At 58.9% G+C, this 25,763-nt stretch carries 34 protein-coding genes; 33 read left to right on the forward strand and 1 reads right to left on the reverse strand.

Going from position 1 to position 25,763, the window contains the following annotated elements:
- The first annotated feature begins 45 nt into the window (after positions 1–45).
- The 33 genes from rpoC to rplQ all read left to right on the forward strand — a co-directional run bounded on the left by rpoC (position 46) and on the right by rplQ (position 22,576).
- Positions 46–4,287, forward strand: a complete 4,242-nt coding sequence (gene rpoC, locus IZU87_RS08435) for a DNA-directed RNA polymerase subunit beta' (RefSeq protein WP_043334882.1) — start codon at positions 46–48, stop codon at positions 4,285–4,287.
- A gap of 137 nt (positions 4,288–4,424) precedes the next feature.
- Positions 4,425–4,799, forward strand: a complete 375-nt coding sequence (gene rpsL, locus IZU87_RS08440; RefSeq protein WP_107335824.1) for a 30S ribosomal protein S12 — start codon at positions 4,425–4,427, stop codon at positions 4,797–4,799.
- A 101-nt stretch (positions 4,800–4,900) separates the two neighbouring features.
- A complete protein-coding gene (gene rpsG, locus IZU87_RS08445; protein WP_043334878.1) occupies positions 4,901–5,371 on the forward strand; it encodes a 30S ribosomal protein S7 in 471 nt (156 codons plus the stop codon).
- 18 nt (positions 5,372–5,389) lie between these two features.
- Positions 5,390–7,507 carry an elongation factor G gene (gene fusA, locus IZU87_RS08450; RefSeq protein ID WP_131432844.1) on the forward strand — a complete coding sequence of 706 codons (2,118 nt, stop codon included), beginning with the start codon at positions 5,390–5,392 and terminating at the stop codon, positions 7,505–7,507.
- A 29-nt stretch (positions 7,508–7,536) separates the two neighbouring features.
- On the forward strand, positions 7,537–8,730 hold the full coding sequence (gene tuf / locus IZU87_RS08455) for an elongation factor Tu (protein WP_043334873.1): 1,194 nt from the start codon (positions 7,537–7,539) through the stop codon (positions 8,728–8,730).
- A 147-nt stretch (positions 8,731–8,877) separates the two neighbouring features.
- Entirely contained in the window at positions 8,878–9,189 is a 312-nt protein-coding gene (gene rpsJ, locus IZU87_RS08460) for a 30S ribosomal protein S10 (RefSeq protein ID WP_024950650.1), read from the forward strand.
- Positions 9,190–9,335: 146 nt separating this feature from the next.
- Positions 9,336–9,974, forward strand: coding sequence for a 50S ribosomal protein L3 (rplC, locus tag IZU87_RS08465; RefSeq protein WP_024950651.1), 639 nt, complete (start codon positions 9,336–9,338; stop codon positions 9,972–9,974).
- A 13-nt stretch (positions 9,975–9,987) separates the two neighbouring features.
- Positions 9,988–10,593 carry a 50S ribosomal protein L4 gene (gene rplD / locus IZU87_RS08470; protein ID WP_054556901.1) on the forward strand — a complete coding sequence of 202 codons (606 nt, stop codon included), beginning with the start codon at positions 9,988–9,990 and terminating at the stop codon, positions 10,591–10,593.
- On the forward strand, positions 10,590–10,886 hold the full coding sequence (gene rplW / locus IZU87_RS08475; protein ID WP_043334865.1) for a 50S ribosomal protein L23: 297 nt from the start codon (positions 10,590–10,592) through the stop codon (positions 10,884–10,886). Before rplD ends, rplW begins: the two co-directional genes overlap by 4 nt.
- A gap of 16 nt (positions 10,887–10,902) precedes the next feature.
- Positions 10,903–11,730, forward strand: a complete 828-nt coding sequence (rplB, locus tag IZU87_RS08480) for a 50S ribosomal protein L2 (RefSeq protein ID WP_043334862.1) — start codon at positions 10,903–10,905, stop codon at positions 11,728–11,730.
- A 22-nt stretch (positions 11,731–11,752) separates the two neighbouring features.
- Positions 11,753–12,028: a 30S ribosomal protein S19 gene (gene rpsS / locus IZU87_RS08485; protein ID WP_024950655.1), complete on the forward strand. Its 276-nt coding sequence runs from the start codon at positions 11,753–11,755 to the stop codon at positions 12,026–12,028.
- Between the two features lie 19 nt (positions 12,029–12,047).
- Positions 12,048–12,380, forward strand: a complete 333-nt coding sequence (rplV, locus tag IZU87_RS08490) for a 50S ribosomal protein L22 (RefSeq protein ID WP_043334859.1) — start codon at positions 12,048–12,050, stop codon at positions 12,378–12,380.
- 10 nt (positions 12,381–12,390) lie between these two features.
- On the forward strand, positions 12,391–13,083 hold the full coding sequence (gene rpsC / locus IZU87_RS08495) for a 30S ribosomal protein S3 (protein WP_043334856.1): 693 nt from the start codon (positions 12,391–12,393) through the stop codon (positions 13,081–13,083).
- Between the two features lie 11 nt (positions 13,084–13,094).
- Complete coding sequence (rplP, locus tag IZU87_RS08500; protein WP_043334854.1) at positions 13,095–13,508, forward strand: 50S ribosomal protein L16; 414 nt, start codon at positions 13,095–13,097, stop codon at positions 13,506–13,508.
- Positions 13,508–13,699, forward strand: coding sequence for a 50S ribosomal protein L29 (gene rpmC / locus IZU87_RS08505; protein ID WP_024950659.1), 192 nt, complete (start codon positions 13,508–13,510; stop codon positions 13,697–13,699). The genes rplP and rpmC overlap by 1 nt, the downstream gene beginning before the upstream one ends.
- A 1-nt stretch (position 13,700) precedes the next feature.
- Positions 13,701–13,961 (forward strand): 30S ribosomal protein S17, encoded by a 261-nt coding sequence (gene rpsQ / locus IZU87_RS08510; protein ID WP_043334852.1) that lies wholly within the window; start codon positions 13,701–13,703, stop codon positions 13,959–13,961.
- A 50-nt stretch (positions 13,962–14,011) separates the two neighbouring features.
- Positions 14,012–14,383, forward strand: a complete 372-nt coding sequence (gene rplN, locus IZU87_RS08515) for a 50S ribosomal protein L14 (RefSeq protein ID WP_043334850.1) — start codon at positions 14,012–14,014, stop codon at positions 14,381–14,383.
- Between the two features lie 15 nt (positions 14,384–14,398).
- The gene (gene rplX / locus IZU87_RS08520; protein ID WP_043334846.1) at positions 14,399–14,716 is read left to right on the forward strand and encodes a 50S ribosomal protein L24; all 318 of its coding nucleotides are present in this window, start codon (positions 14,399–14,401) and stop codon (positions 14,714–14,716) included.
- A gap of 17 nt (positions 14,717–14,733) precedes the next feature.
- The gene (gene rplE, locus IZU87_RS08525; RefSeq protein WP_043334844.1) at positions 14,734–15,273 is read left to right on the forward strand and encodes a 50S ribosomal protein L5; all 540 of its coding nucleotides are present in this window, start codon (positions 14,734–14,736) and stop codon (positions 15,271–15,273) included.
- A 9-nt stretch (positions 15,274–15,282) separates the two neighbouring features.
- Positions 15,283–15,588: a 30S ribosomal protein S14 gene (gene rpsN, locus IZU87_RS08530; RefSeq protein WP_043334842.1), complete on the forward strand. Its 306-nt coding sequence runs from the start codon at positions 15,283–15,285 to the stop codon at positions 15,586–15,588.
- Between the two features lie 32 nt (positions 15,589–15,620).
- Positions 15,621–16,013, forward strand: coding sequence for a 30S ribosomal protein S8 (gene rpsH, locus IZU87_RS08535; protein WP_043334840.1), 393 nt, complete (start codon positions 15,621–15,623; stop codon positions 16,011–16,013).
- 9 nt (positions 16,014–16,022) lie between these two features.
- Entirely contained in the window at positions 16,023–16,553 is a 531-nt protein-coding gene (rplF, locus tag IZU87_RS08540; protein ID WP_043334838.1) for a 50S ribosomal protein L6, read from the forward strand.
- A 9-nt stretch (positions 16,554–16,562) separates the two neighbouring features.
- Complete coding sequence (gene rplR / locus IZU87_RS08545; RefSeq protein WP_024950667.1) at positions 16,563–16,913, forward strand: 50S ribosomal protein L18; 351 nt, start codon at positions 16,563–16,565, stop codon at positions 16,911–16,913.
- Between the two features lie 11 nt (positions 16,914–16,924).
- Positions 16,925–17,425, forward strand: a complete 501-nt coding sequence (gene rpsE, locus IZU87_RS08550; protein WP_054556902.1) for a 30S ribosomal protein S5 — start codon at positions 16,925–16,927, stop codon at positions 17,423–17,425.
- Positions 17,426–17,431: 6 nt separating this feature from the next.
- Positions 17,432–17,614 carry a 50S ribosomal protein L30 gene (gene rpmD, locus IZU87_RS08555; RefSeq protein WP_024950669.1) on the forward strand — a complete coding sequence of 61 codons (183 nt, stop codon included), beginning with the start codon at positions 17,432–17,434 and terminating at the stop codon, positions 17,612–17,614.
- Between the two features lie 3 nt (positions 17,615–17,617).
- Positions 17,618–18,052, forward strand: coding sequence for a 50S ribosomal protein L15 (gene rplO, locus IZU87_RS08560; protein WP_043334834.1), 435 nt, complete (start codon positions 17,618–17,620; stop codon positions 18,050–18,052).
- Positions 18,053–19,387, forward strand: a complete 1,335-nt coding sequence (secY, locus tag IZU87_RS08565; RefSeq protein WP_043334831.1) for a preprotein translocase subunit SecY — start codon at positions 18,053–18,055, stop codon at positions 19,385–19,387.
- Between the two features lie 34 nt (positions 19,388–19,421).
- On the forward strand, positions 19,422–19,535 hold the full coding sequence (rpmJ, locus tag IZU87_RS08570) for a 50S ribosomal protein L36 (RefSeq protein ID WP_077373351.1): 114 nt from the start codon (positions 19,422–19,424) through the stop codon (positions 19,533–19,535).
- Between the two features lie 131 nt (positions 19,536–19,666).
- Positions 19,667–20,023, forward strand: a complete 357-nt coding sequence (rpsM, locus tag IZU87_RS08575) for a 30S ribosomal protein S13 (RefSeq protein WP_024950672.1) — start codon at positions 19,667–19,669, stop codon at positions 20,021–20,023.
- A gap of 30 nt (positions 20,024–20,053) precedes the next feature.
- On the forward strand, positions 20,054–20,437 hold the full coding sequence (gene rpsK, locus IZU87_RS08580) for a 30S ribosomal protein S11 (protein WP_043334827.1): 384 nt from the start codon (positions 20,054–20,056) through the stop codon (positions 20,435–20,437).
- A gap of 12 nt (positions 20,438–20,449) precedes the next feature.
- Complete coding sequence (gene rpsD, locus IZU87_RS08585; protein WP_043334824.1) at positions 20,450–21,070, forward strand: 30S ribosomal protein S4; 621 nt, start codon at positions 20,450–20,452, stop codon at positions 21,068–21,070.
- A gap of 74 nt (positions 21,071–21,144) precedes the next feature.
- Positions 21,145–22,143: a DNA-directed RNA polymerase subunit alpha gene (locus IZU87_RS08590; protein ID WP_043334822.1), complete on the forward strand. Its 999-nt coding sequence runs from the start codon at positions 21,145–21,147 to the stop codon at positions 22,141–22,143.
- 46 nt (positions 22,144–22,189) lie between these two features.
- Entirely contained in the window at positions 22,190–22,576 is a 387-nt protein-coding gene (gene rplQ / locus IZU87_RS08595; RefSeq protein ID WP_043334820.1) for a 50S ribosomal protein L17, read from the forward strand.
- A 182-nt stretch (positions 22,577–22,758) separates the two neighbouring features.
- On the opposite strand, the gene uvrA is transcribed toward rplQ, so the two are convergent.
- A complete protein-coding gene (uvrA, locus tag IZU87_RS08600; protein ID WP_213114256.1) occupies positions 22,759–25,638 on the reverse strand; it encodes an excinuclease ABC subunit UvrA in 2,880 nt (959 codons plus the stop codon).
- Positions 25,639–25,763 lie beyond the last annotated feature (125 nt).

Consider the following 25,763-nt stretch of genomic DNA (forward strand, 5'->3'; position numbering starts at 1 on the left):
CAGCAGCCAGGCTTTGCCCATGACAACTCCGCAACGGAGCGACCCATGAAAGATTTGGTGAAAGTTCTCAAATCGCAGGCGCAGTCCGAAGAATTCGACGCCATCAAGATTACCCTGGCGTCTCCGGACATGATTCGCTCGTGGTCTTTTGGTGAAGTGAAGAAGCCTGAAACCATCAACTACCGGACATTCAAGCCGGAACGTGATGGTCTTTTCTGTGCCAAGATCTTTGGCCCGGTGAAGGACTACGAGTGCCTGTGTGGCAAGTACAAGCGGATGAAGCATCGCGGCATCATCTGTGAGAAGTGTGGCGTTGAAGTGACCAAGGCGGCAGTGCGTCGTGAGCGTATGGCTCACATCGAACTGGCGAGCCCGGTCGCGCATATCTGGTTCCTGAAGTCTCTGCCGTCCCGTATCGGCATGCTGCTCGACATGACTCTGCGTGATATCGAGCGCGTGCTGTACTTCGAAAGCTTCGTGGTCATCGATCCGGGCATGACGACCCTCGAGAAGGGTCATCTGCTCAACGATGAGCAGTACTTCGAAGCGCTGGAAGAGTTCGGTGATGATTTCGACGCCCGCATGGGTGCCGAGGCCATCAAGGCGCTGCTCGAGGACATCGAGCTGGAAGAAGAGGTCGAGCGCCTGCGTGAAGAGATTCCGCAGACCAACTCCGAGACCAAGATCAAGAAGCTGTCCAAGCGCCTCAAGCTGCTGGAAGCCTTCTACTATTCCGGCAACAAGCCGGGCTGGATGATCATGGAAGTGCTGCCAGTGCTGCCGCCGGACCTGCGTCCGCTGGTACCGCTGGACGGCGGCCGCTTCGCGACCTCGGATCTGAACGATCTGTATCGTCGTGTGATCAACCGCAACAACCGCCTCAAGCGTCTGCTCGACCTCAATGCGCCGGACATCATCGTGCGCAACGAGAAGCGCATGCTGCAGGAATCCGTGGATGCACTGCTCGACAACGGTCGTCGCGGTCGCGCCATCACCGGTTCCAACAAGCGTCCGCTGAAGTCGCTGGCCGACATGATCAAGGGCAAGCAGGGTCGTTTCCGTCAGAACCTGCTGGGCAAGCGTGTCGACTACTCCGGTCGTTCCGTCATCACCGTCGGCCCGACCCTGCGTCTGCACCAGTGTGGTCTGCCGAAGAAGATGGCGCTTGAGCTGTTCAAGCCGTTCATCTACGCCAAACTGCAGGCCTCCGGTCACGCCAGCACCATCAAGGCCGCCAAGAAGATGGTCGAGCGCGAAGCCCCGGAAGTCTGGGATTTCCTCGCCGACGTCATCCGCGAGCACCCGGTGCTGCTGAACCGTGCCCCGACTCTGCACCGTCTGGGTATCCAGGCGTTCGAGCCGCTGCTGATCGAAGGCAAGGCCATCCAACTGCACCCGCTGGTCTGCGCTGCGTACAACGCCGACTTTGATGGTGACCAGATGGCTGTCCACGTACCGCTGACGCTGGAAGCCCAGCTGGAAGCGCGTGCGTTGATGATGTCGACCAACAACGTGCTGTCGCCGGCCAATGGCGAGCCGATCATCGTGCCGTCCCAGGACGTCGTGCTGGGTCTGTATTACATGACCCGCGAGAAGATCGGTGCCAAGGGTGAGGGCATGGCCTTCGCGAACCTGGGTGAAGTCGAGCGTGCCTTCGGTACGCACAGCGCTCACCTGCACGCGATGGTCAAGGTCCGTCTGACCGAGACACTCAAGGACGAAGAGTCCGGCGAGCTGTACGAGAAGACGTCCCTGCACGACACCACCATCGGTCGCGCACTGCTGTTCCGCATTCTGCCGAAGGGCATGCCGTTCGAGCTGATCAACCAGGTGATGAAGAAGAAAGCCATCTCCGGTCTGATCAACGAGGCGTACCGTCGTGTCGGTCTGAAGGACACCGTCATCTTCGCTGACCAGCTGATGTACACCGGCTTCCGTCTCGCGACCTGGTCCGGCGCCTCCATCGGCGTCAACGACTTCGTCATCCCGGACGCGAAGAAGGTCATCATCGACGCGGCCGAAGACGAAGTGAAAGAGATCGAAGACCAGTTCTCCTCCGGTCTCGTGACCGCGGGCGAGAAGTACAACAAGGTCATCGATATCTGGGCGCGTGCCAACGACCGTGTCGCCAAGGAGATGATGGCAGGTATCTCGAAAGAGACCGTCGTCAACTGGAAAGGTGAAGTGGTCAATGACGAAGACGGCAAGCCGATGGAGCAGGACTCCTTCAATAGCGTCTTCATCATGGCCGACTCCGGTGCGCGTGGTTCCGCCGCACAGATTCGTCAGCTGGCTGGTATGCGTGGCCTGATGGCCAAGCCGGATGGCTCGATCATCGAGACGCCGATCACCGCCAACTTCCGTGAAGGTCTGAACGTACTCCAGTACTTCATCTCCACGCACGGTGCCCGTAAGGGTCTGGCGGATACGGCACTGAAGACCGCCAACTCCGGTTACCTGACCCGTCGTCTGGTCGATGTTGCCCAGGATCTGGTCATCACCGAAGCGGATTGCGGCACTCAGGAAGGTCTGATTCTGCACCCGGTCATCGAAGGCGGTGACATCATCGTCCCGCTGTCCCAGCGTGTGCTGGGTCGTGTCGTGGCGCAGGACGTGATCGATCCGGTCTCTGATGAGGTCCTGATCGCACGCGGTACGCTGCTCGACGAAGCCTGGTGTGCTCAGCTCGATACCATGGGCGTCGATGAGATCATCGTGCGTACCACCATCGGTTGTGAAACCGTGCACGGTGTCTGCTCGGCCTGTTACGGTCGTGACCTGGCGCGTGGCCATCAGGTCAACGTCGGTGAAGCCATCGGTGTCATCGCGGCACAGTCCATCGGTGAGCCGGGTACCCAGCTGACCATGCGTACCTTCCACATCGGTGGTGCCGCTTCGCGTGCCTCCGCCGTGGACAGTGTCCAGGTCAAGCATGGCGGCAGCGTGCGTCTGCACAACATCAAGTCGGTCGAACGTGCCGATGGCAAGCTGATTGTCGTCTCACGTTCCAGCGCACTGGCAGTGGCGGATGACCACGGCCGTGAGCGCGAATTCTACAAGCTCCCGTACGGTGCTGAGCTGTCCGTACGTGACGGCGATCCGGTGGCCTCTGGCCAGTCCGTCGCCAAGTGGGATCCGCACACTCACCCGATCGTCGCGGAAGTCGCGGGTCAGGTGCAGTTCACGGACATGGAAGATGGCCAGACCATCAACCGTACCACTGACGAAATGACCGGCCTGTCCTCCATCGAGGTCATCGAAAGCGCTTCACGTCCGTCCGCGGCCCGTGACAAGCGTCCGATGATCATGCTGGTAGACGGTAGCGGCAAGCACGTGACACTGCCGGGCTCGAACACGCCTGTCCAGTACCTGCTGCCGGGCAATGCCGTGGTGTCCGCCGAGAATGGCGCAGCCGTCGGCGTGGGTGACGTCATCGCACGTATCCCGATGGAAGCGTCCGGTAACAAGGACATCACCGGTGGTCTGCCGCGCGTTGCCGACCTGTTCGAAGCACGTCGTCCGAAAGAGCCGGCCATCCTGGCCGAGATCTCCGGTACCGTGACCTTCGGCAAGGAAACCAAAGGCAAGCGTCGTCTGACCATCACGCCGGTGGAAGGTGATCCGTTCGAGCTGTTGATCCCGAAATGGCGCCAGATCAGCGTCTTCGAAGGTGAAACGGTCGAGAAGGGTGAAGTCATCTCCGATGGCCCGAGCAACCCGCACGATATCCTGCGTCTGCTCGGCGTCGCGGAAATGACCAAGTACATCACCACCGAAGTCCAGGAGGTCTATCGCCTCCAGGGTGTCGGCATCAACGACAAGCACATCGAAGTCATCGTGCGTCAGATGCTGCGCAAGGTCGAGATCACCGATTCTGGCGATTCCACCTTCATTACAGGCGACCAGGTGGAATACGCCCGCGTCGTCGAAGAAAACATGCGTCTCGAGGCCGACGGCAAGTTCCCGGCCAAGTTCGATCGCATCCTGCTCGGTATCACCAAGGCGAGCCTGGCAACTGAATCGTTCATCTCCGCGGCGTCCTTCCAGGAAACCACGCGAGTTCTGACCGAGGCATCTGTCACCGGCAAGCGCGATTATCTCCGTGGTCTGAAGGAGAATGTCGTGGTCGGTCGCCTGATTCCGGCGGGTACTGGCCTGGCCTATCACGACGAGCGTCGCCGCCGTCGCGATGGCCTGCCGCTCGCACCGGCCCCGTCGGCACAGGACGTCGAGCAGGAATTGGGCGCTCAGCTCACTGCCCTCGACGCGGACGACGACGACCTCTGAGGTCTTGCGCCCCGCCGTCTCTGACGGCGGGGTTGACGCCCTTGTGGCCCAAGCCCTAGAATATGCAGCCTTTAACAATAGGGCGGGTGAATCCTGTCCTGTCGTTGGAAGGCAGTACAACCCATTGGAGCAAGCAAATGGCAACCGTTAACCAGCTCGTGCGCAAGCCGCGCAAGCGTCAGGCGTCCAAGAGCGACGTCCCTGCGCTGCAGGCATGTCCGCAGAAGCGTGGCGTGTGTACCCGTGTATACACTACTACCCCGAAGAAGCCGAACTCCGCACTCCGTAAGGTTTGCCGTGTTCGTCTGACCAACGGCTTCGAAGTTTCTTCGTACATCGGCGGTGAAGGTCACAACCTTCAGGAACACTCTGTTGTTCTGATCCGTGGCGGTCGTGTGAAGGATTTGCCGGGTGTCCGTTACCACACCGTTCGTGGTGCACTGGATACCTCTGGCGTTCAAGGTCGTAAGCAAGGTCGTTCCAAGTACGGCGCCAAGCGTCCGAAGGCGTAATTCAAAGTTTAATATCGGTCTGATAAGAGTAAGGTCGGGCGTCGCGTCCAACGCGAGGCGTCCCGGGTTTACCTGAAGGACCCTTCTACTGAGGGCTTATCATGCCTAGAAGACGTGTAGCAGCTAAGCGCGAAATCCTGCCGGATCCGAAGTTCGGAAGCGAGCGCCTGGCCAAGTTCATGAACCACCTGATGATCAGCGGCAAGAAGTCTGCAGCTGAGCGCATCGTTTACGGTGCTCTCGATCGTGTTGCCGAACGCTCCAATGACGAGCCGCTGGACCTCTTCGACAAGGCGCTGGAAGCCATCCAGCCGATGGTCGAAGTGAAGTCCCGTCGTGTTGGTGGTGCAACCTACCAGGTGCCGGTTGAAGTTCGTCCTTCCCGTCGTCAGGCACTGGCCATGCGTTGGCTGGTGGACGCTGCGCGCAAGCGCGGCGAAAAGACCATGGTGCAGCGCCTCTCTGGCGAGATCCTGGATGCCGCTGAAGGCAAGGGTTCTGCTGTGAAGAAGCGTGAAGACGTGCACCGCATGGCAGAAGCCAACAAGGCCTTCTCCCACTACCGCTTCTAAACAACGGGGATACTCACCGTGGCACGCAAGACTCCACTTAAGCGTTACCGCAACATCGGTATCTGTGCCCACGTCGACGCCGGTAAGACTACCACTACCGAGCGCGTCCTGTTCTATACCGGCCTGTCTCACAAGGTCGGCGAAGTCCACGATGGTGCTGCCACCATGGACTGGATGGAGCAGGAACAGGAACGTGGCATCACGATCACCTCTGCGGCGACCACCTGCTTCTGGCAGGGCATGAGCAAGCAGTTCGACGAGCACCGTATCAACATCATCGATACTCCGGGGCACGTTGACTTCACTGTTGAAGTCGAGCGTTCACTGCGTGTTCTCGATGGTGCGGTCGTGGTGCTGTGTGCTTCTTCCGGTGTCCAGCCGCAGACAGAGACTGTCTGGCGTCAGGCCAACCGTTACGAAGTTCCGCGCATGATCTTCGTCAACAAGATGGACCGTGCTGGCGCGGACTTCTTCATGGTTGTCGACCAGGTGCGCAAGCGTCTGGGCGCCAATGCCGTGCCGATCCAGATCAACTGGGGCGCGGAAGACGAGTTCAAGGGCGTCATCGACCTGATCAAGATGAAGGCTATTGTCTGGGACGAAGACAACCACGGCATGAACTACGAGCTGATCGACATTCCGGCCGAGCTGCAAGATACAGCTGCCGAATGGCGTGAGCACATGCTCGAGTCTGCTGCTGAAGCGTCCGAAGAGCTGATGGACAAGTACCTTGAAGAAGGCGAGCTGTCCGAGGAAGAAGTCAAGGCTGCGCTGCGTCAGCGTACCCTGGCCAACGAAATCTGCCTCGTGACCTGTGGTTCTGCCTTCAAGAACAAGGGTGTCCAGGCGGTTCTGGATGCGGTCATCGAATACATGCCGTCTCCGCTTGAAGTCAAGGCCATCGAAGGTGAGCTTGACGACAAGGACGGTACCATCGAGACCCGCGAAGCTGACGACAAGGCTCCGTTCGCGGCGCTGGCGTTCAAGATCGCGACCGATCCGTTCGTTGGTACCCTGACCTTCATTCGCGTCTACTCGGGCGTGCTGAAGTCTGGAGATGGCGTCTTCAACTCCGTCAAGAGCAAGAAGGAGCGTGTCGGTCGTATCGTCCAGATGCACTCCAACTCTCGTGAGGAGATCAAGGAAGTTTATGCTGGCGATATCGCCGCATGTATCGGTCTGAAAGACGTGACCACCGGTGACACCCTGTGTGACCCGGATCACAAGATCGTGCTTGAGCGCATGGAATTCCCTGAGCCGGTCATCTCCGTCGCTGTCGAGCCGAAGTCCAAGGCTGACCAGGAAAAGATGGGTATCGCACTGGGCAAGCTGGCCCAGGAAGATCCGTCCTTCCGCGTCGAGACCGACGAAGAGTCTGGCCAGACCATCATCTCCGGTATGGGTGAGCTTCACCTGGACATCCTCGTTGACCGTATGCGTCGCGAGTTCAATGTCGAGGCGAACATCGGCAAGCCGCAGGTGGCTTACCGTGAGACCATTCGTACCAAGGTCGAGCAGGAAGGCAAGTTCGTTCGTCAGTCCGGTGGTCGTGGTCAGTTTGGTCACGTCTGGGTCCGCATTGAGCCTCTGACTGCAGAGGACAAGGGCGACGACGAAGAAATGACCTTCAAGTTCGTGTCCGAAATCGTCGGTGGTGCTGTTCCGAAGGAATACGTGCCGGCCGTCGAGAAGGGCGCCGCTGAGCAGCTCAAGAATGGTGTCATCGCCGGTTATCCGATGATCGACGTCAAGGTCACGCTGTTCGATGGTTCCTACCACGACGTCGACTCCAACGAGACTGCGTTCAAGGTCGCCTCTTCCATGGCGATCAAGGCCGGTGCCCCGAAAGCGGGTGCAGTGCTGCTTGAGCCGCTCATGAAAGTCGAAGTCGTAACCCCTGAAGACTTCATGGGTGACGTCATGGGCGACCTGAACCGTCGTCGTGGTCTCGTTCAGGGCATGGATGACTCTTCCACAGGCAAGATCATCAATGCACTGGTGCCGCTGGGTGAGATGTTCGGTTATGCGACCGACCTGCGCTCACAGACCCAGGGCCGCGCAAGCTACTCCATGGAGTTTGCGAAATACGACGAAGCGCCGAACAGCATCGTCGAAGCCGTCATCAACCAGAAGTAACCGATTAGCTAACGAAAGAGGTTATAGCAGTGGCTAAGGAAAAATTTGAGCGTTCGAAGCCGCACGTCAACGTCGGCACCATTGGTCACGTCGATCACGGCAAGACCACTCTGACTGCGGCACTGACTCGTGTCTCTGCAGAAGTTTTCGGTGGTGACGCGCGTGCGTTTGACTCCATCGATAACGCCCCGGAAGAGCGTGAGCGTGGTATCACCATCTCCACCGCTCACGTGGAATATCAGTCCGAAGTGCGTCACTACGCGCACGTCGACTGCCCGGGTCACGCCGACTACGTCAAGAACATGATCACCGGTGCTGCCCAGATGGACGGCGCTATCCTGGTCTGTTCCGCTGCTGACGGCCCCATGCCGCAGACTCGCGAGCACATCCTGCTGTCCCGTCAGGTCGGCGTTCCGTTCATCGTTGTCTTCCTGAACAAGGCTGACATGGTCGATGACGAAGAACTGCTCGAGCTGGTCGAGATGGAAGTTCGTGAACTCCTGAGCGAGTACGACTTCCCGGGCGACGACACTCCGATCATCATCGGCTCTGCCCTGATGGCTCTGGAAGGCAAGGACGACAACGGCATGGGTACTACCGCCGTTGCCAACCTGATCAAGGCCCTGGATGCGTACATCCCGGAGCCGGAGCGTGCTATCGACCAGCCGTTCCTGATGCCGATCGAAGACGTCTTCTCCATCTCTGGCCGCGGTACCGTCGTCACTGGCCGTATCGAGCGTGGTCTGGTCAAGACTGGCGAAGAGATCGAGATCATCGGCGTGCGTGACACCACCAAGACTACCGTTACCGGTGTCGAGATGTTCCGCAAGCTGCTGGACGAAGGTCGTGCTGGCGAAAACGTCGGCGCCCTGCTGCGCGGCACCAAGCGTGATGACGTCGAGCGTGGCCAGGTTCTGGCCAAGCCGGGCTCCATCAAGCCGCACACCAAGTTCGAAGCCGAAGTCTACGTCCTGTCCAAGGAAGAAGGCGGTCGTCACACTCCGTTCTTCAAAGGCTATCGTCCGCAGTTCTACTTCCGTACCACTGACATCACTGGTACCTGTGAGCTGCCGGAAGGCGTCGAGATGGTCATGCCGGGCGACAACGTCCAGATGGTCGTGTCTCTGATCGCTCCGATCGCCATGGAAGATGGTCTGCGTTTCGCTATCCGTGAAGGCGGTCGTACCGTCGGCGCTGGCGTCGTGGCCAAAATCGTCGAGTAAGGTTCTCCTTACCTGACACAGAAGGGGGCCCTGATGGGCCCCCTTTTCTCGCATGTTTGACACCTGATGTCAGTCTGCCTATAATGCGCATCCTTTGAATGCGTGGGTGACGGCCTACGCCGTCGACATCCATTGGAGTTTTGGGCAATGCAAAACCAGAAGATTCGCATCCGGTTGAAAGCATTCGACCACCGTCTGATCGACCAGTCCTCTGCAGAGATCGTTGAAACTGCAAAGCGTACCGGTGCTCAGGTTCGTGGCCCGATCCCGCTGCCGACCCGTCGCGAGCGTTACACCATCCTGGTCTCTCCGCACGTCAACAAGGACGCGCGTGACCAGTATGAGATTCGTACCCACAAGCGCGTTCTCGACATCGTCGAGCCGACAGAGAAGACTGTCGACGCGCTGATGAAGCTTGACCTGGCTGCCGGTGTGGACGTCCAGATCAAGGTTGACTGATACCTCACTAGTCACTGCGGCCCAGCGCTCTCACTGATAGAGCAGCAGCCGCCACGCCGGGATGGCGTCATACAATGTGCTAGTGGAATGCTCTGGAAAGGGCAGCCATAGCGGGTGACAGCCCCGTACACTAAAGGAGACTGAACATGTCTATCGGTTTAGTCGGTAAGAAGGCCGGGATGACCCGTGTCTTCACCGAAGCTGGCGCCTCTGTGCCGGTTACCGTGATTGAAGTTGAGCCGAACCGCATCGTGACCATCAAGTCTCTCGAGACTGACGGCTACAATGCTATTCAGGTGACAACTGGCTCTCGTAAAGCCAAGCACCTTACCAAGGCAACTGCTGGTCAGTATGCCAAGGCGGGTGTTGAGGCTGGCCGTACCCTGATGGAATTCCGCCTGAACGAAGGCGACGAAGCTCCTGCAGTGGGCGGCGAACTCACCGTATCCCTCTTTGAAGCTGGTCAAAAGATTGACGTGACCGGCACCTCCAAGGGTAAAGGTTTCCAGGGCGCAGTTAAGCGCTGGAACTTCCGCACCCAAGACGCTACCCACGGTAACTCACTGTCGCACCGCGCGCCGGGTTCCATCGGTAACTGTCAGACCCCGGGCCGCGTCTTCAAAGGTAAGAAGATGGCTGGCCAGATGGGCAACGTCCGTTCCACCGTCCAGAGCCTGGAAGTGGTCCGCGTCGACGCTGAACGCAATCTTCTGCTGGTCAAGGGTGCCGTTCCAGGTGCTCCGGGCGGCGAAGTGATCGTGCGTTCCGCTGTGAAAGCTCGCTGAGGGGAATTAACCGATGAATCTTAATCTTGCAGGTGCAGGCGGCGCAGTAGACGTCTCCGATGCCACCTTTGGTAAGGACTTCAACGAGGCTCTGGTTCACCAGGTCGTCACCGCCTATCTGGCTGGTGCACGTCAAGGTACCGTGGCTCAGAAGACCCGTTCTGACGTGTCCGGCGGTGGCAAGAAGCCGTGGCGTCAGAAAGGTACTGGTCGTGCACGTGCCGGTACCATCCGTTCCCCGCTGTGGCGTTCTGGCGGTGTGACCTTTGCGGCGCGTCCTCAGGACCACTCGCACAAGGTCAACCGCAAGATGTATCGCGCTGCCATGCGTTCCATCCTGTCCGAGCTGGTCCGTCAGGATCGCCTGGTCGCGGTCGATGCTATCAGCGTCGAAGCTCCGAAGACCAAGCTGCTGATCGCCAAGCTCCAGGAACTGGGCCTTGAGAAAGCGCTGATCGTCACTGAAGAGCAGGACGTCAACCTGTACCTGGCCGCGCGCAACATCCCGTATGTTGACGTCGTCAATGTCGCTGGCGCTGACCCGGTCAGCCTCGTCGGTTACGACAAGGTGCTGATGACTGTCGCTGCCCTGCGCAAGTTCGAGGAGAACCTGGGATGAATCAGGAACGCGTATTCAAGGTCCTGCTTGGTCCTCACATGACCGAGAAGGCCGCGGTCGCTGCCGAGAACAACCAGTACGTGTTCAAGGTTGCCAGCGACGCGACAAAGCCCGAAATCAAGAAAGCCGTCGAAGCGCTGTTTGGTAAGAAAGTCGATCGTGTTCAGGTTCTGAACATGAAAGGCAAGACCAAGCGCACCGCTCGCGGTGTTGGTCGTCGCGCTGGTTATCGCAAGGCCTATGTAACTCTGGCCGCCGGCGAGACCATCGAAGACTTCTCTGGCGCCGAGTAAGGCAGGAGTACGGAACATGGCAATTGTTAAGACAAAACCTACCTCCGCCGGTCGCCGCCACCTGGTAAAGGTCGTCAATGACGAACTTTTCAAAGGTCGCGCGTACGCTCCGCTGCTTGAAAAGCAGTCAAAGTCCGGTGGTCGTAACAATAATGGTCGCATCACTACTCGCCACATCGGCGGTGGTCATCGTCACCATTACCGTCTGGTCGATTTCAAGCGCAACAAGGATGGCATTCCGGCCATCGTTGAGCGTCTGGAGTACGATCCGAACCGTAGCGCGAACATCGCGCTGGTGAAGTACCTTGACGGCGAACGTCGCTACATCATTGCACCGAAAGGTGTCTCTGCTGGCGATCGTCTCGAGTCTGGTGTTAACGCACCGATCAAGAAAGGCAACGCTCTGCCGCTGCGCAATGTCCCGGTGGGTTCCACCGTTCACTGTGTAGAGCTGAAGCCAGGCAAGGGCGCCCAGATCGCTCGTAGTGCAGGTACCAGTGCCCAGGTCGTGGCGCGTGACGGTAACTACACCACGCTGCGTCTGCGCTCTGGCGAGATGCGTAAGGTGCTGTCCGAATGCCGTGCAACTCTCGGCGAAGTGGGCAACTCCGAGCACAGCCTCCGTCAACTGGGCAAGGCCGGTGCTAAGCGTTGGAGAGGCGTGCGCCCGACTGTTCGCGGTGTCGCGATGAACCCGGTCGATCACCCGCATGGTGGTGGTGAAGGTCGTACCTCTGGTGGCCGTCACCCGGTCAGCCCGTGGGGCGTCCCGACCAAGGGTCACAAGACTCGCAAGAACAAGCGCACCGATAAGCTTATCGTCCGTCGCCGCAAGGCCAAGTAACAGATATTGAGGGGTAACGGCTGTGCCACGTTCACTGAAGAAAGGTCCTTTTATTGACCTTCATCTGCTGAAGAAGGTTGAGACAGCAGTGGAAAAGAACGACCGCAAACCGATCAAGACCTGGTCGCGTCGTTCCATGATCCTGCCGAACATGGTCGGGCTCACCATTGCCGTCCATAACGGTCGCCAGCATGTCCCGGTTCTCGTTTCTGAGGAAATGGTCGGTCACAAGCTCGGCGAGTTTGCTGCCACCCGCACATACCGCGGGCACGCTGCAGATAAAAAAGCCAAACGGTAAGCCAGAGAGGATTTAAGAGATGGAAGTAGCTGCTAAGCTGCGCGGCGCTCGTTTATCCGCCCAGAAGGCCCGTTTGGTGGCTGACCAGGTGCGCGGTAAGCCGGTCGCCGAGGCGCTGAATCTGCTCGCTTTCTCACCGAAGAAGGCCGCGAAGATTGTTCGCAAGGTTCTGCAGTCCGCGATCGCGAATGCGGAAGAAAACAACGGCATGGACATTGACGAGCTTCGCGTCTCGACTATCTGTGTCGACGAGGGCATGACGCTCAAGCGCATCCAGCCACGTGCCAAAGGCCGTGCGGATCGTATCTTGAAGCGCACTTGTCATATCACCGTCAAGGTAGCCGAGAAGTAGGAGACGACCAATGGGTCAGAAAGTTAATCCGACAGGTTTCCGACTGGGTATTGTCAAGGATCATACCTCTGTCTGGTACGCCGAAGGCGCTACCTATGCCGACAAACTGAACAACGATCTGCAGGTGCGTGGATTCCTGGAAGAGCGTCTGAAAAGCGCTTCCGTGAGCCGCATCAGCATCGAGCGTCCGGCAAACAACGCCCGTATTACCATTCACACCGCCCGTCCGGGTATCGTGATCGGTAAGAAAGGTGAAGATGTCGACCGCCTTCGTCGTGAAGTTTCCGAGATGATGGGCGTTCCCGTCCACATCAACATCGAGGAGATTCGCAAGCCGGAACTCGATGCCAAGCTGGTTGCTGCCAATGTGGCAGGTCAGCTCGAGCGTCGTGTCATGTTCCGTCGTGCGATGAAGCGTGCTGTGCAGAACGCAATGCGTCTGGGCGCCAAGGGCATCAAGATTCAGCTCTCTGGTCGTCTCGGCGGTGCCGAAATCGCCCGTACCGAATGGTACCGCGAAGGCCGCGTTCCGCTTCACACCCTGCGTGCTGACATTGATTACTCCACCTTCGAAGCTCACACCACCTACGGCATCATTGGTGTCAAGGTCTGGATCTTCAAAGGCGAGATCCTCGGTGGCATCGAAGAGGTGCGAGCCAAGGCGAAGCAGCCCGCGTCCGCACCCAAGAAGAAAGGCAAGTAAGGGGGTAATCGATGTTACAGCCCAAGCGTATGAAATTCCGCAAGATGCAGAAAGGTCGCAACCGTGGCCTGGCGCATCGCGGAAGCAAGGTAAGCTTTGGTGAGTTTGGCCTGAAAGCCACCGGCCGTGGTCGTATCACCGCTCGTCAGATCGAAGCTGGCCGTCGTGCCATCACTCGTCACGTCAAGCGTGGCGGTAAGATCTGGATCCGTGTCTTCCCAGACAAGCCGATCTCCAACAAGCCGTTGGAAGTTCGTATGGGTAAAGGTAAGGGTTCTGTCGAGTACTGGGTCGCTCAGATCCAGCCCGGCAAGGTCCTCTACGAGATCGAAGGTGTATCCGAAGAGCTGGCCCGTGAAGCATTTAGCCTGGCCGCTATGAAGATGCCGATCTCCACCACCTTTGTTAAGCGGACGGTGATGTGATGAAAGCCCAAGAACTCCGTGAAAAGTCAGTCGAGGCGCTCCAGGAGCAGTTGTTCGAACTGCTGCGTGAGCAATTCAATCTGCGCATGCAGAAGGCAACAGGCCAGCTGAGCCAGGTTCACCTGCTCAAGCAGACTCGTCGCCAAATTGCTCAGGTTAAGACTGTGCTCAACCAGAAGTCAGGTGAGTAAAATGGCCGAAGAAACTAAAGCACGCACACTCACCGGCAAGGTGGTGAGTGACAAGATGGAAAAATCCATCGTTGTCATGGTCGAGCGCCGTGAGCGTCACCCGATCTATGGCAAGTACCTGAGACGCTCCACCAAGCTGCACGCCCATGATGAGGCGAATCAGGCTCGGATCGGTGACACCGTCTCTATCGCCGAGACTCGTCCGCTGTCCAAGAAGAAAGCCTGGACCCTGGTCGAGGTGGTTGAACAGGCCAAGGGTTAATCCCTAGGCCAGTTCCCACCAGGCAGTCAGATTAGGTTTGGAGAAAACCGATGATTCAGACTCAGACAATGCTGGATGTCGCCGACAACAGTGGCGCGCGCCGGGTGCAATGCATCAAGGTGCTGGGTGGTTCACACCGCCGTTACGCTCGTGTTGGAGACATCATCAAGGTCACCGTCAAAGAAGCTATCCCGCGTGGCAAGGTCAAGAAAGGCCAGGTCATGAAGGCAGTGGTCGTTCGTACCAAAGCCGGTGTCCGTCGTAATGACGGTTCCGTGATCCGCTTCGACGGTAATGCGGCCGTTCTGTTGAACAACACCAACGAACAGCCGATCGGTACCCGTATCTTCGGCCCGGTTACCCGTGAACTTCGCAGTGAGAAGTTCATGAAGATCATTTCCCTGGCGCCCGAAGTGCTGTAAGGAGCGGAAGCGGATATGCAAAAGATCAAACGTGACGATGAAGTCATCGTCATCGCCGGGAAGGACAAGGGCAAGCGCGGTACCATCAGCAAGGTGCTGAAAGGTGAGCGTCTGCTCGTGTCCGGTGTGAATATGATCAAGCGTCACACCAAGCCCAACCCGATGCTGGGCACCCAGGGGGGTATCGTCGAGCGCGAGGCTCCGATTCACGCGTCCAACGTGGCCATCTTCAACCAGGAGACCGGCAAGGCGGATCGTGTCGGAATCCAGGTACAGGAAGACGGTACTAAGGTACGCATCTTTAAGTCGACTCAGAAGCTGATCGACGCCTAACGCGAGTCGGGTACAACATGGCGAACTTGAAAGAACGTTATCAGAACGAAGTGGCCGCCCAGCTTAAAGAGCAGTTCGGCTACGCCAATGTGATGCAGGTTCCCCGCATCACCAAGGTGACCCTGAACATGGGTATCGGTGAAGCCACCGCTGACAAGAAGCTGATCGACAACGCGTTTGCCGATCTCCAGATGCTTTCTGGTCAGAAGCCCATCGTCACCAAGGCACGCAAGTCCATCGCTGGCTTCAAAGTCCGCGAAGGATGGCCGATCGGTGTTAAGGTGACCCTGCGCAGCGATCGTATGTGGGACTTCCTGGACCGTCTCGTGAACGTGGCTATCCCGCGCGTTCGTGACTTCCGTGGTCTGAACCCGAAGTCCTTCGATGGCCGTGGAAACTACTCCATGGGTGTGCGTGAGCAGATCATCTTCCCGGAGATCGAGTATGATAAGATCGACCGGATTCGTGGCCTGGACATCACCATCACCACTAGCGCCAACACCGATGATGAAGGTCGTGCGTTGCTGGGCGCGCTGAACTTCCCGTTCAAGAAATAAGGGTGGATCATGGCAAAGAAAAGCATGGTTGAGCGCGAGCTCAAGCGCACCAAGCTGGTCGCTAAGTACGCCGCCAAACGCGACGCACTGAAGACCATCATCAACGACGTCAACGCTTCTGAAGAAGAGCGCTTCGACGCACAGCTGAAGCTGCAGCAGCTGCCGCGTGATGCCAGCCCGGTCCGTCAGCGTAACCGCTGCCGTATCACTGGCCGTCCGCACGGCTACTACAACAAGTTCGGCCTGAGCCGCAACAAGCTGCGTGAAGCCGCTATGCGTGGTGACGTGCCTGGTCTGACCAAGTCCAGCTGGTAACACCACTGCAAGAATTCAGGAGCGCAACGTAAATGAGCATGCAAGACACTCTGGCGGATATGTTCACTCGTATCCGCAATGCGCAGATGGCCACCAAGGAGACGGTTACCATGCCGTCTTCCAAGCTCAAGGTTGAAGTGGCCCGCGTATTGAAGGAAGAGGGTTATATTTCCGAGTTTGCCGTCGCAGAAGGCGCCAAGCCGGAACTGACCGTGACCCTCAAGTACTTCGAAGGCAAGTCGGTTATCGAGAGCATCAAGCGTATTTCCAAGCCGTCCCTGCGCCAGTACAAAGGCAAGGGTGAGCTTCCGAAAGTCGCAGATGGCCTGGGTATTGCGATCGTTTCCACCTCCCGGGGCGTGATGACCGATCGTGCGGCCCGTCAAGCTGGTGTCGGCGGCGAAGTCCTCTGCACCGTATTCTAGGAGTTTGGAATGTCCCGCGTAGCCAAGTATCCGGTTAAATTGCCGAACGGCGTCGAGGCAAAGCTCGACGGCGACAAGCTGACCGTGAAGGGCAGCAAAGGCCAGCTGGAACTGACCGTCCACCAGGACGTGGTCATCTCTATGGAAGAAGGTCAAATGACCTTCGCTCCGTCCGAGACCGCCAAGAACTGGGCAATGGTTGGTACCACTCGTGCTCTGGTCAACAACATGGTGTCTGGTGTTTCCGTAGGCTTCACAAAGTCTCTGGAAATCAATGGTGTGGGTTATCGTGCCCAGGCCAAAGGCCAGACAATCAACCTGACACTGGGCTTCTCACACCCGGTCGACTATGAACTGCCGGCAAGTGTTACGGCTGAAACGCCGAAGAACACTCAGATCGTCCTCACGTCTGCTGACAAGCAGGCTTTGGGTCAGGTCGCCGCAGAGATTCGCGCATTCCGTCCGCCGGAGCCCTACAAGGGCAAAGGTATTCGGTACAGCGACGAAGTCGTCCGTCGTAAAGAAGCCAAGAAGAAGTAAGGCAGGGTTATGAACGCGAAGAAAGAATCTCGTCTCCGTCGTGCCCGCCGCGCTCGTGCGAAAATCCGCGAGCTGGGCGTGTTTCGCCTGTGCGTGAACCGCACCCCGCGTCACATCTACGCGCAGATCATCTCGCCGGATGGCGGCCAGGTCCTGGCCACCGCATCCACGCTCGACAAGAGCCTGCGCGAAGGTTCTACCGGTAACTCGGACTCCGCCGCCAAGGTGGGTGCTCTGATTGCCGAGCGCGCGAAGGAAGCGGGTATCAAGCAAGTGGCTTTCGATCGCTCCGGGTACAAGTACCACGGTCGCGTGAAGGCCCTGGCCGATGCCGCACGTGAAGGCGGCCTGGAATTCTAAAGGGTTTTACGATGGCGAATATCGAACAGAAGGGCGGTGACCTGCAAGAGAAGCTCGTGCAGATCAACCGCGTCGCCAAGGTAGTCAAGGGCGGCCGTATCTTCGGTTTCACCGCTCTGACTGTCGTTGGTGACGGCAATGGTCGTGTTGGCTTCGGCCGTGGCAAGGCGCGTGAAGTGCCGGTCGCGATCCAGAAGGCAATGGACCAAGCTCGTCGCAACATGATCAAGGTTGACCTGAAGGGCCACACCCTGCAGTACCCGGTGAAGGCTCGTCACGGCGCATCCAAGATCTACATGCAGCCAGCGTCCGAAGGTACCGGCATCATTGCCGGCGGTGCGATGCGTTCCGTGCTCGAACTGGCAGGCGTCCATGACGTCCTGGCCAAGTGCTACGGTTCCACCAATCCGGTCAACGTGGTGCGCGCGACCATCAACGGTCTCGCTGCCATGAAATCTCCGGAAGACATCGCCGCCAAGCGTGGCCTGTCTGTCGACAAGATTGCGGGGTAAGGCACCATGGCAGCTAAGATCACGGTAACCCAGATCCGCAGCACCATCGGCGTCCTCGAAAAGCACAAGGCCACTATGAAAGGTCTTGGCCTGCGCCGCATCGGTCACACTGTCGAGCTGGAAGACACCCCCGCGGTACGCGGCATGATCAACAAGGTTCACTACCTTGTCCGTGTTGAGGGAGAGTAATCCATGAAATTGAATACCCTGAGTCCGGCCCCGGGCTCCAAGCACGCTGCAAAGCGTGTCGGTCGTGGTATCGGCTCCGGTCTTGGTAAGACCGGCGGTCGTGGCCACAAGGGCCAGAAGTCCCGTTCCGGTGGCAGCGTCAAGCCGGGCTTCGAAGGCGGTCAGATGCCTATGCAGCGTCGCCTGCCGAAGTTTGGTTTCACTTCCGCGAAGTCTCTGATTTCCGAAGAAGTGCGCCTGAGCGAACTGGCACTGGTAGACGGCGAGATCGTCGACCTCGAAACGCTGAAGAAGGCCAACGTGCTTCGTGATTCCACGAAGTTCGCGAAGGTCATGCTCTCCGGCGAACTGGACAAGGCAGTCACGGTTCGCGGCATTAAGGTCACCAAGGGTGCCCGTGCTGCGATCGAAGCTGCCGGTGGCAAGGTAGAGGACTAAATGGCTAAGTCAGGAAACGTACCGGCGATGCAGGGAAGTGGGTTGAGCGAACTCTGGGCGCGTTTGCGCTTCGTGTTCATCGCCATCGTGGTGTACCGAATCGGTGCACACATCCCCGTTCCCGGTATCAATCCTGACCAGCTTGCTGCCTTGTTCAGGGAAAACCAGGGCACCATCCTGAGCATGTTCAACATGTTCTCCGGTGGTGCACTGGAGCGAATGAGTATCTTCGCGCTGGGCATCATGCCCTACATATCCGCGTCGATCATCATGCAGCTCCTGACGGTGGTCTCGCCTCAGCTTGAGCAGTTGAAAAAGGAAGGCGAGGCCGGCCGTCGCAAGATCAGCCAGTACACGCGCTACGGCACGGTAGTACTGGCCCTGGTCCAATCGATCGGCATGGCAGTCGGACTGGTCGGAAACGGTGTCGCCTATTCCGCTGACTTCAGCTTCTACTTCACCGCCGTGAGTACGTTCGTGGCTGGTGCAGTGTTCCTGATGTGGCTGGGAGAGCAGATCACCGAGAAGGGTATCGGCAACGGGATCTCACTGATCATCTTTGCTGGTATTGTCGCCGGGCTGCCGAGTGCCATCGGCCAGTCTTTCGAACTGGCGCGCAATGATGGTGCCTGGAATGTGCTTCCGCTGCTGGCGCTGACGCTGCTCGCAGTCATTACCGTTGCCTTCGTGGTGTTCATCGAACGCGGCCAACGCCGCATCACGGTGAACTATCCGCGCCGTCAGGTTGGCAACAAGATGTATGCAGGTCAGAGCAGCTACTTGCCGATGAAGGTCAACATGGCCGGGGTCATCCCGCCGATCTTCGCGTCAAGCATCCTGCTGTTCCCTGCGTCGATGGGTCAATGGTTTGGCCAGAGTGAAAGCATGCAATGGTTGCAGACGGCATCTCAGGCTCTCGGGCCGGGTCAGCCACTGTATATCTTGCTTTTCGCTGCCGCTGTAGTATTCTTCTGCTTCTTCTACACGGCGCTGGTCTTCAATCCGAAGGATGTTGCTGACAACCTCAAGAAGTCAGGAGCGTTTCTGCCGGGTATTCGCCCAGGCGAACAGACCGCCCGTTACATCGATAAGGTGATGACTCGCCTGACGCTGTTCGGCGCCCTCTACATCACCCTAGTCTCCCTGATGCCTCAATTCCTCGTTGTTGCATGGCAGGTTCCGTTCTATTTCGGCGGCACCTCTCTGCTCATCGTGGTCGTGGTGGTCATGGACTTCATGGCCCAGGTGCAGTCGCATCTGATGTCAAATCAGTATGCGTCGGTGATGAAGAAGGCCAACCTCAAAGGCTATGGCAGCGGTGGCATGATGCGCTGATTGCGCAGCCCCTGTTAGCAAACTGGAGAGAACGATGAAAGTTCGAGCTTCCGTCAAGAAAATTTGCCGTAACTGCAAGATCATTCGGCGTCGTGGCGCAGTGCGGGTCATCTGCACTGAGCCCCGCCACAAGCAGCGTCAGGGTTAATTCCCTCGACCCGCTTAGCTGAATACAAGCTCGGGTGCTGGCATACCCCCTTGTTCCCAATGGGATCAAGGGGTATGCTATTGCGCCCTTTGTGGATGTAAAATCCGCCGCTAACCTTTCGGAGAAAACTGATGGCCCGTATTGCTGGCGTCAATATCCCGGACAACAAGCACGCGGCGATCTCGCTGACTTATATCTTCGGGATTGGCCGTACGCGTGCACAGCAGATCTGCGCCGCTCTCGGTTTAGAACCGAGCGTCAAGATCGCTGATCTGTCTGTTGAACAACTGGACCTGGTTCGTGCCGAGGTGGGTAAGTACACCGTCGAAGGCGACCTGCGTCGTGAGATCACGCTGAACATCAAGCGTCTCATGGACCTCGGTTGCTATCGTGGCCTGCGCCATCGTCGTGGTCTTCCGTTGCGCGGTCAGCGCACCAAGACCAACGCACGTACACGCAAAGGTCCGCGTAAACCGATTCGCAAGTAAACGAACTGGCGTTTAGACAGGAAACATCTAATGGCTAACCCGAGTAAGCGCAAGAAGGTTAAAAAGCAGGTAGTGGATGCCATCGCGCATATCCACGCCTCTTTTAACAACACTATCGTGACGATCACAGACCGCCAGGGCAATGCTCTTTCCTGGGCAACTGCCGGTGGTTCGGGTTTTCGTGGTTCTCGCAAGAGCACCCCGTTCGCTGCGCAAGTCGCAAGTGAACGTGCAGCGACCGCTGCAGCCGAATATGGTGTGAAGAACGTCGACGTGCTGGTCAAGGGCCCGGGTCCGGGTCGTGAGTCCGCCGTGCGTGCTCTCAATGCCGCAGGCTTCCGCGTGCAAAGCATCACCGACGTGACCCCCATCCCGCATAATGGGTGCCGTCCGCCGAAGAAACGCCGCGTTTAAGGAGACAGACTCATGGCTCGTTATATTGGACCGAAGTGCAAACTGTCTCGTCGTGAAGGCACCGACCTCTTCCTGAAGAGTGGCGTGACTCCGTTCGAGAAGAAGTGCAAATCCGAACAACCCCCGGGTGTTCATGGCCAGCGCCGTCAGCGTCTTTCAGACTACGGCCTGCAGCTGCGTGAAAAGCAGAAGGTACGTCGCATGTACGGCGTGCTGGAAAAGCAATTCCGCAACTACTACAAAGAAGCCGCTCGCCTCAAGGGTGCGACCGGTGAGGTTCTGCTCCAGCTCCTCGAGACTCGTCTCGACAACGTCGTCTACCGCATGGGCTTCGGCTCCACGCGTTCCGAGGCACGTCAGCTGGTCAGCCACAAGGCGATCGCCGTGAACGGCCGTACCGTCAACGTTGCTTCCTTCAAAGTGAAGGCTGGCGATGTGGTCACCGTTCGTGAGAAGGCCAAGAACCAGGCTCGCATCCAGCAGTCTCTGGCACTCGCTGCCAACCGCGGTGATGTCTCCTGGGTCGACGTCGACTCCAAGAAGATGGAAGGCACTTTCAAGGCTGTCCCCGAGCGTGGCGACCTGTCTGCCGATATCAACGAAAACCTGATCGTCGAGCTGTACTCCAAGTAATGTAACGCCGGGCCGATTCGTCGGCCCGGCTGGAGTACCCAGATTATCCGTTTGGCAGCCTTAAAGGTGTTCTTATGCAGCGCTCAGTGACAGAGTTTCTCCGTCCTCGCGATATCAAGGTCGAGGAAGTCAGCGCCCATCACGCGCGAATCGTCCTCGAACCCTTCGAGCGTGGTTTCGGCCACACCCTGGGGAATGCTCTGCGTCGCATCCTGCTTTCTTCCATGCCCGGCTGTGCCGTCGTGGAAGCTGAGATCGAAGGCGTTCTGCACGAGTACAGCGCCATTGAAGGGGTGCAGGAGGATGTAATCGAAATCCTGCTGAACCTCAAGGACGTGGCCATCAAGATGCATGGTCGCGACGAAGCTGTGCTGGCGCTGAACAAGAAGGGCCCGGGTATCGTGACTGCTGGCGACATCGCTGGCGACCACGATCTCGAAATCGTGAATCCGGATCACGTCATCGCTCACCTCAATGATGGTGGCGAGCTGAAGATGCAGCTCAAGATCGCTCGTGGCCGCGGCTACGAAGCGGCAGATGCTCGCATCTCTGCTGATGACGAATCACGTGCCATTGGCCGCCTCCAGCTGGATGCGACCTTTACCCCGGTTCGTCGGGTCTCCTATGCCGTCGAGGCTGCGCGTGTTGAACAGCGCACCAACCTCGACAAGCTGGTGATCGACCTGGAAACCGACGGCACACTGGATCCGGAAGAAGCGATCCGCCGCTCCGCAACTATCCTGCAGGAGCAGCTGGCCGCCTTCGTTGATCTGGAAGCAGACAAGGAACAGGAAGTCGAAGAAGAGGAAGATCAAATCGATCCGATCCTTCTCCGTCCCGTAGACGATCTTGAGCTGACTGTTCGCAGTGCGAACTGTCTCAAGGCCGAGAATATCTATTACATCGGTGATCTCATTCAGCGCACCGAAGTTGAGCTGCTGAAGACCCCGAATCTCGGCAAGAAGTCCTTGAATGAAATCAAGGACGTGCTGTCCGCGCGTGGTCTGTCCCTCGGCATGCGGTTGGAAAACTGGCCGCCCGCAAGCCTGAAGGACGACAAGGCTTCCGCTTAAGGAAGCCCGGTCGGCTCAAGCCCCAGACTGGTAAGGAATCACAACCATGCGTCATCGTAAGAGTGGTCGTCACCTGAACCGTACCAGCTCTCACCGTGAAGCCATGTTCAAGAACATGTGCATCTCTCTGGTAGAGCACGAAGTCATCAAGACTACCCTGCCGAAAGCCAAGGAACTGCGTCGTCATATCGAGCCGCTGATCACCCTGGCCAAGCAGGACACCGTTGCGAACCGCCGTTTGGCGTTCTCTCGCACGCGCTCCAAGGAAGCGGTCGGCAAGCTCTTCAATGAGCTCGGCCCGCGCTACACCTCCCGTCCGGGCGGTTACCTGCGCATCCTGAAGTGCGGCTATCGCGCCGGTGACAATGCCCCGATGGCATTCGTCGAGCTGGTCGATCGTCCGGTTGCCTCCGAGGCAGCGGGCGAAGAGTAAGCTTCGGCTTGCTTCGTCCACAAGAAAAGGCCAACCCTCACGGGTTGGCCTTTTTTTATGCCTGGCAGTTGGCCGGGTGACACGGGCGTGTCATTTGCCGGAGATTCACCTCGCCCCGGGGTGTGCTGAGAGTGTGCTGGGGCGAGGTGAATCAGAGGAGCGGAAGGGGCGTGAGCCGGCGCCTAGCTGCTGGTCTCGGCCTTCTTCTTGCTGCTCGCGGTGGCACTGGTGGCTTTCTGGCGCTCCAGCAGCGGGGCCAGGAAGCGACCGGTGTGCGAGATCTCCTGCGTGGCCAGTTGCTCCGGCGTGCCTTCGGCGATGATCTGGCCGCCGGCTGAGCCGCCCTCCGGGCCAAGGTCGATCAGCCAGTCGGCGGTCTTTATCACATCCAGGTTGTGCTCGATCACGACCACGGTGTTGCCGTGATCGCGCAGGCGGTGCAACACGACCAGCAGCTGGCGAATATCCTCGAAGTGCAGACCGGTGGTCGGCTCATCGAGAATATAGAGCGTCTTGCCGGTATCGCGCTTGGCCAGCTCGCGTGCCAGCTTGACGCGCTGGGCTTCACCGCCGGACAGCGTGGTCGCACTCTGGCCGAGGCGTACGTAGGAGAGGCCGACATCCATCAGCGTCTGCAGACGACGGGCGATGGCCGGAACCGGCGAGAAGAACTCCAGCGCCTCCTCGATAGTCATCTCCAGCACTTCGTGGATGTTCTTGCCCTTGTACTGCACTTCAAGCGTCTCGCGGTTGTAGCGCTTGCCCTTGCAGACATCGCAGGGCACGTACATGTCGGGCAGGAAGTGCATCTCGACCTTGATCAGGCCGTCGCCCTGACAGGCCTCGCAGCGGCCGCCCTTGACGTTGAAGCTGAAGCGGCCCGGCTTGTAGCCGCGGGCGCGTGCTTCCTGGGTGCCTGAAAACAGCTCGCGAATCGGCGTGAAGATGCCGGTATAGGTCGCCGGATTGGAGCGCGGCGTCCGCCCGATGGGGCTCTGGTCGATATCCACCATCTTGTCGAACAGGTCCAGCCCTTCGATGGTGCCGTAGGGCGCGGGCGTCAGGGTGGTGGCCCGATTGAGCTCACGCGCCGCCAGCGGCATCAGGGTAGCATTGATCAGCGTCGACTTGCCTGAGCCCGAGACCCCGGTGATGCACGTCAGCAGGCCTGTCGGCAGCGTCAGCGTCACATCCTGCAGGTTGTTGCCGGTGGCACCGGTCAGGCGCAGCACCTTGTCAGGGTTGGCCGGAAGGCGGTAGGGCGGCACGGCGATCTCGCGCTCGCCGCTCAGATATTGCCCGGTCAATGAGCCAGGCGTGGCCTCGATCTGCTCCGGCGTGCCCTGGGCGACGATCTCGCCACCATGCACGCCGGCGCCCGGGCCGATATCCAGCACGTGGTCGGCGGCGCGAATCGCGTCCTCATCATGCTCGACCACGATCACGGTGTTGCCCAGGTCGCGCAGATGGATCAGCGTCTTGAGCAGGCGATCATTGTCACGCTGATGCAGGCCGATGGACGGCTCATCGAGGATGTACATCACCCCGACCAGGCCGGCACCGATCTGGCTGGCGAGACGGATACGCTGCGCCTCACCGCCAGACAGGGTGTCGGCGCTGCGCTCCAGGGTCAGATAGTCGAGGCCGACATTGACGAGAAATTCGAGGCGCGCCTGGATCTCATGCACGATCTTGGCGGCGATCTCGCCCTTGCGTCCCGGCAGGCTCAGCTTGCCGAACTCTTCCCATGCTTCACCGATCGGCTGACGCACGACCTCGGAGAGTGTGCGGTCATCGACATAGACGTTGCGCGCTTCACGACGCAGGCGCGAGCCGTCGCAGCTCGGGCACGGCTGGACCGCCAGATAGCGGGCGAGGTCCTCGCGCACCATGTTGGATTCGGTCTCGCGGTAACGGCGCTCCATGTTGGGCAGCACGCCCTCGAAGGGGTGCTCGCGGGTCACCTTGCGGCCACGGTCATTCACGTAGCTGAAGGCGATGTCCTCGCGGCCGCTGCCGTTGAGCACGGCGTCACGCGCTTCATCGCTGAGCGACTCCCAGGCCGCTTCCAGCGCGAAGCCATAATGCTCGGCAACGGCCTGCAGCTGGCTGAAGTAGTAGACACTGCGGCGGTCCCAGCCCTTGATGACGCCTTCGGCCAGTGACAGCTCAGGATGGCTGATCAGCTTGTCGGGATCGAAATACTGCTTCACGCCGAGGCCGTCACAGGTCGGGCAGGCGCCCGCCGGGTTGTTGAAGGAGAACAGGCGCGGTTCCAGCTCGGCCAGCGCATAGCCACACACCGGGCAGGCGAAGCGCGAGGAGAAGACGAGGTCTTCCTGTTCGCCATCCATGAAGTGCAGGCGCGCGCTGCCGTCGGCCAGATTCAGCGCGGTCTCGAAGGATTCGGCCAGGCGCTGCTTGAGGTCTTCGCGCACCTTGAAACGATCGACGACGACGTCGATGTCATGCTTCTTGTTCTTCTCCAGCGGCTTGAGATCATCCAGCTCGACGATCACGCCGTCGATGCGGGCCCGCACGAAGCCCTGGGCGCGCAGCTCTGACAGCAGCTGGAGGTGCTCACCCTTGCGGCCACTGACCACGGGAGCCAGCAGCATCAGCTTGCTGCCTTCCGGCAAGGCGAGCGCCTGATCGACCATCTGCGAGATGGTCTGGGCTTCCAGGTCGATCGCGTGGTCCGGGCAGCGCGGCGTACCGGCGCGTGCATACAGCAGGCGCAGGTAATCGTAGATCTCGGTAATGGTGCCGACGGTGGAGCGCGGGTTGTGCGAGGTCGATTTCTGTTCGATGGAAATCGCCGGTGACAGACCTTCGATATGGTCGATGTCCGGCTTTTCCATCATCGACAGGAACTGACGTGCGTAGGTGGACAGTGATTCGACGTAGCGCCGCTGTCCCTCGGCATAGAGAGTGTCAAAGGCAAGTGAAGACTTGCCGGAACCGGAAAGTCCGGTCACCACGATCAGCTTGTCACGCGGCAGTTCGACATCGATGTTCTTGAGGTTGTGGGTGCGCGCACCCCTCACCTGAATCCTGTCCATTGCCACCTCGGGCTGCGTCGATAAAAGCAACGATTATAAGGCGCGGGTGAAACACCCGGCAAAGGCTGCATGCTTTCAAAGCCGCCAAGCGGGCCTTAGAATATGCAGTCCATTGGTGGGCGACC

The sequence above is a fragment of the Cobetia sp. MC34 genome (assembly GCF_018340035.1).
GTDB lineage: Bacteria > Pseudomonadota > Gammaproteobacteria > Pseudomonadales > Halomonadaceae > Cobetia > Cobetia amphilecti.

Bases quoted from the DNA above. Each gene is read 5' to 3' on its own strand.
- uvrA (WP_213114256.1), bottom strand. From the start codon at position 25,638: ATGGACAGGATTCAGGTGAGGGGTGCGCGCACCCACAACCTCAAGAAC.
- rplD (WP_054556901.1), top strand. From the start codon at position 9,988: ATGAATCTTAATCTTGCAGGTGCAGGCGGCGCAGTAGACGTCTCCGAT.
- rpsM (WP_024950672.1), top strand. From the start codon at position 19,667: ATGGCCCGTATTGCTGGCGTCAATATCCCGGACAACAAGCACGCGGCG.
- rpsE (WP_054556902.1), top strand. From the start codon at position 16,925: ATGGCGAATATCGAACAGAAGGGCGGTGACCTGCAAGAGAAGCTCGTG.
- rplQ (WP_043334820.1), top strand. From the start codon at position 22,190: ATGCGTCATCGTAAGAGTGGTCGTCACCTGAACCGTACCAGCTCTCAC.
- rpsJ (WP_024950650.1), top strand. From the start codon at position 8,878: ATGCAAAACCAGAAGATTCGCATCCGGTTGAAAGCATTCGACCACCGT.
- rpmC (WP_024950659.1), top strand. From the start codon at position 13,508: ATGAAAGCCCAAGAACTCCGTGAAAAGTCAGTCGAGGCGCTCCAGGAG.
- rpsH (WP_043334840.1), top strand. From the start codon at position 15,621: ATGAGCATGCAAGACACTCTGGCGGATATGTTCACTCGTATCCGCAAT.
- rpsN (WP_043334842.1), top strand. From the start codon at position 15,283: ATGGCAAAGAAAAGCATGGTTGAGCGCGAGCTCAAGCGCACCAAGCTG.
- rpsD (WP_043334824.1), top strand. From the start codon at position 20,450: ATGGCTCGTTATATTGGACCGAAGTGCAAACTGTCTCGTCGTGAAGGC.
- rplF (WP_043334838.1), top strand. From the start codon at position 16,023: ATGTCCCGCGTAGCCAAGTATCCGGTTAAATTGCCGAACGGCGTCGAG.
- rpsC (WP_043334856.1), top strand. From the start codon at position 12,391: ATGGGTCAGAAAGTTAATCCGACAGGTTTCCGACTGGGTATTGTCAAG.
- rplC (WP_024950651.1), top strand. From the start codon at position 9,336: ATGTCTATCGGTTTAGTCGGTAAGAAGGCCGGGATGACCCGTGTCTTC.
- rplN (WP_043334850.1), top strand. From the start codon at position 14,012: ATGATTCAGACTCAGACAATGCTGGATGTCGCCGACAACAGTGGCGCG.
- rpsQ (WP_043334852.1), top strand. From the start codon at position 13,701: ATGGCCGAAGAAACTAAAGCACGCACACTCACCGGCAAGGTGGTGAGT.
- rplE (WP_043334844.1), top strand. From the start codon at position 14,734: ATGGCGAACTTGAAAGAACGTTATCAGAACGAAGTGGCCGCCCAGCTT.
- rplO (WP_043334834.1), top strand. From the start codon at position 17,618: ATGAAATTGAATACCCTGAGTCCGGCCCCGGGCTCCAAGCACGCTGCA.
- rplX (WP_043334846.1), top strand. From the start codon at position 14,399: ATGCAAAAGATCAAACGTGACGATGAAGTCATCGTCATCGCCGGGAAG.
- rplP (WP_043334854.1), top strand. From the start codon at position 13,095: ATGTTACAGCCCAAGCGTATGAAATTCCGCAAGATGCAGAAAGGTCGC.
- rpoC (WP_043334882.1), top strand. From the start codon at position 46: ATGAAAGATTTGGTGAAAGTTCTCAAATCGCAGGCGCAGTCCGAAGAA.
- rpmJ (WP_077373351.1), top strand. From the start codon at position 19,422: ATGAAAGTTCGAGCTTCCGTCAAGAAAATTTGCCGTAACTGCAAGATC.
- rplB (WP_043334862.1), top strand. From the start codon at position 10,903: ATGGCAATTGTTAAGACAAAACCTACCTCCGCCGGTCGCCGCCACCTG.
- IZU87_RS08590 (WP_043334822.1), top strand. From the start codon at position 21,145: ATGCAGCGCTCAGTGACAGAGTTTCTCCGTCCTCGCGATATCAAGGTC.
- rpsK (WP_043334827.1), top strand. From the start codon at position 20,054: ATGGCTAACCCGAGTAAGCGCAAGAAGGTTAAAAAGCAGGTAGTGGAT.
- rplV (WP_043334859.1), top strand. From the start codon at position 12,048: ATGGAAGTAGCTGCTAAGCTGCGCGGCGCTCGTTTATCCGCCCAGAAG.
- rpsG (WP_043334878.1), top strand. From the start codon at position 4,901: ATGCCTAGAAGACGTGTAGCAGCTAAGCGCGAAATCCTGCCGGATCCG.
- secY (WP_043334831.1), top strand. From the start codon at position 18,053: ATGGCTAAGTCAGGAAACGTACCGGCGATGCAGGGAAGTGGGTTGAGC.
- rplW (WP_043334865.1), top strand. From the start codon at position 10,590: ATGAATCAGGAACGCGTATTCAAGGTCCTGCTTGGTCCTCACATGACC.
- rpmD (WP_024950669.1), top strand. From the start codon at position 17,432: ATGGCAGCTAAGATCACGGTAACCCAGATCCGCAGCACCATCGGCGTC.
- rpsL (WP_107335824.1), top strand. From the start codon at position 4,425: ATGGCAACCGTTAACCAGCTCGTGCGCAAGCCGCGCAAGCGTCAGGCG.
- rplR (WP_024950667.1), top strand. From the start codon at position 16,563: ATGAACGCGAAGAAAGAATCTCGTCTCCGTCGTGCCCGCCGCGCTCGT.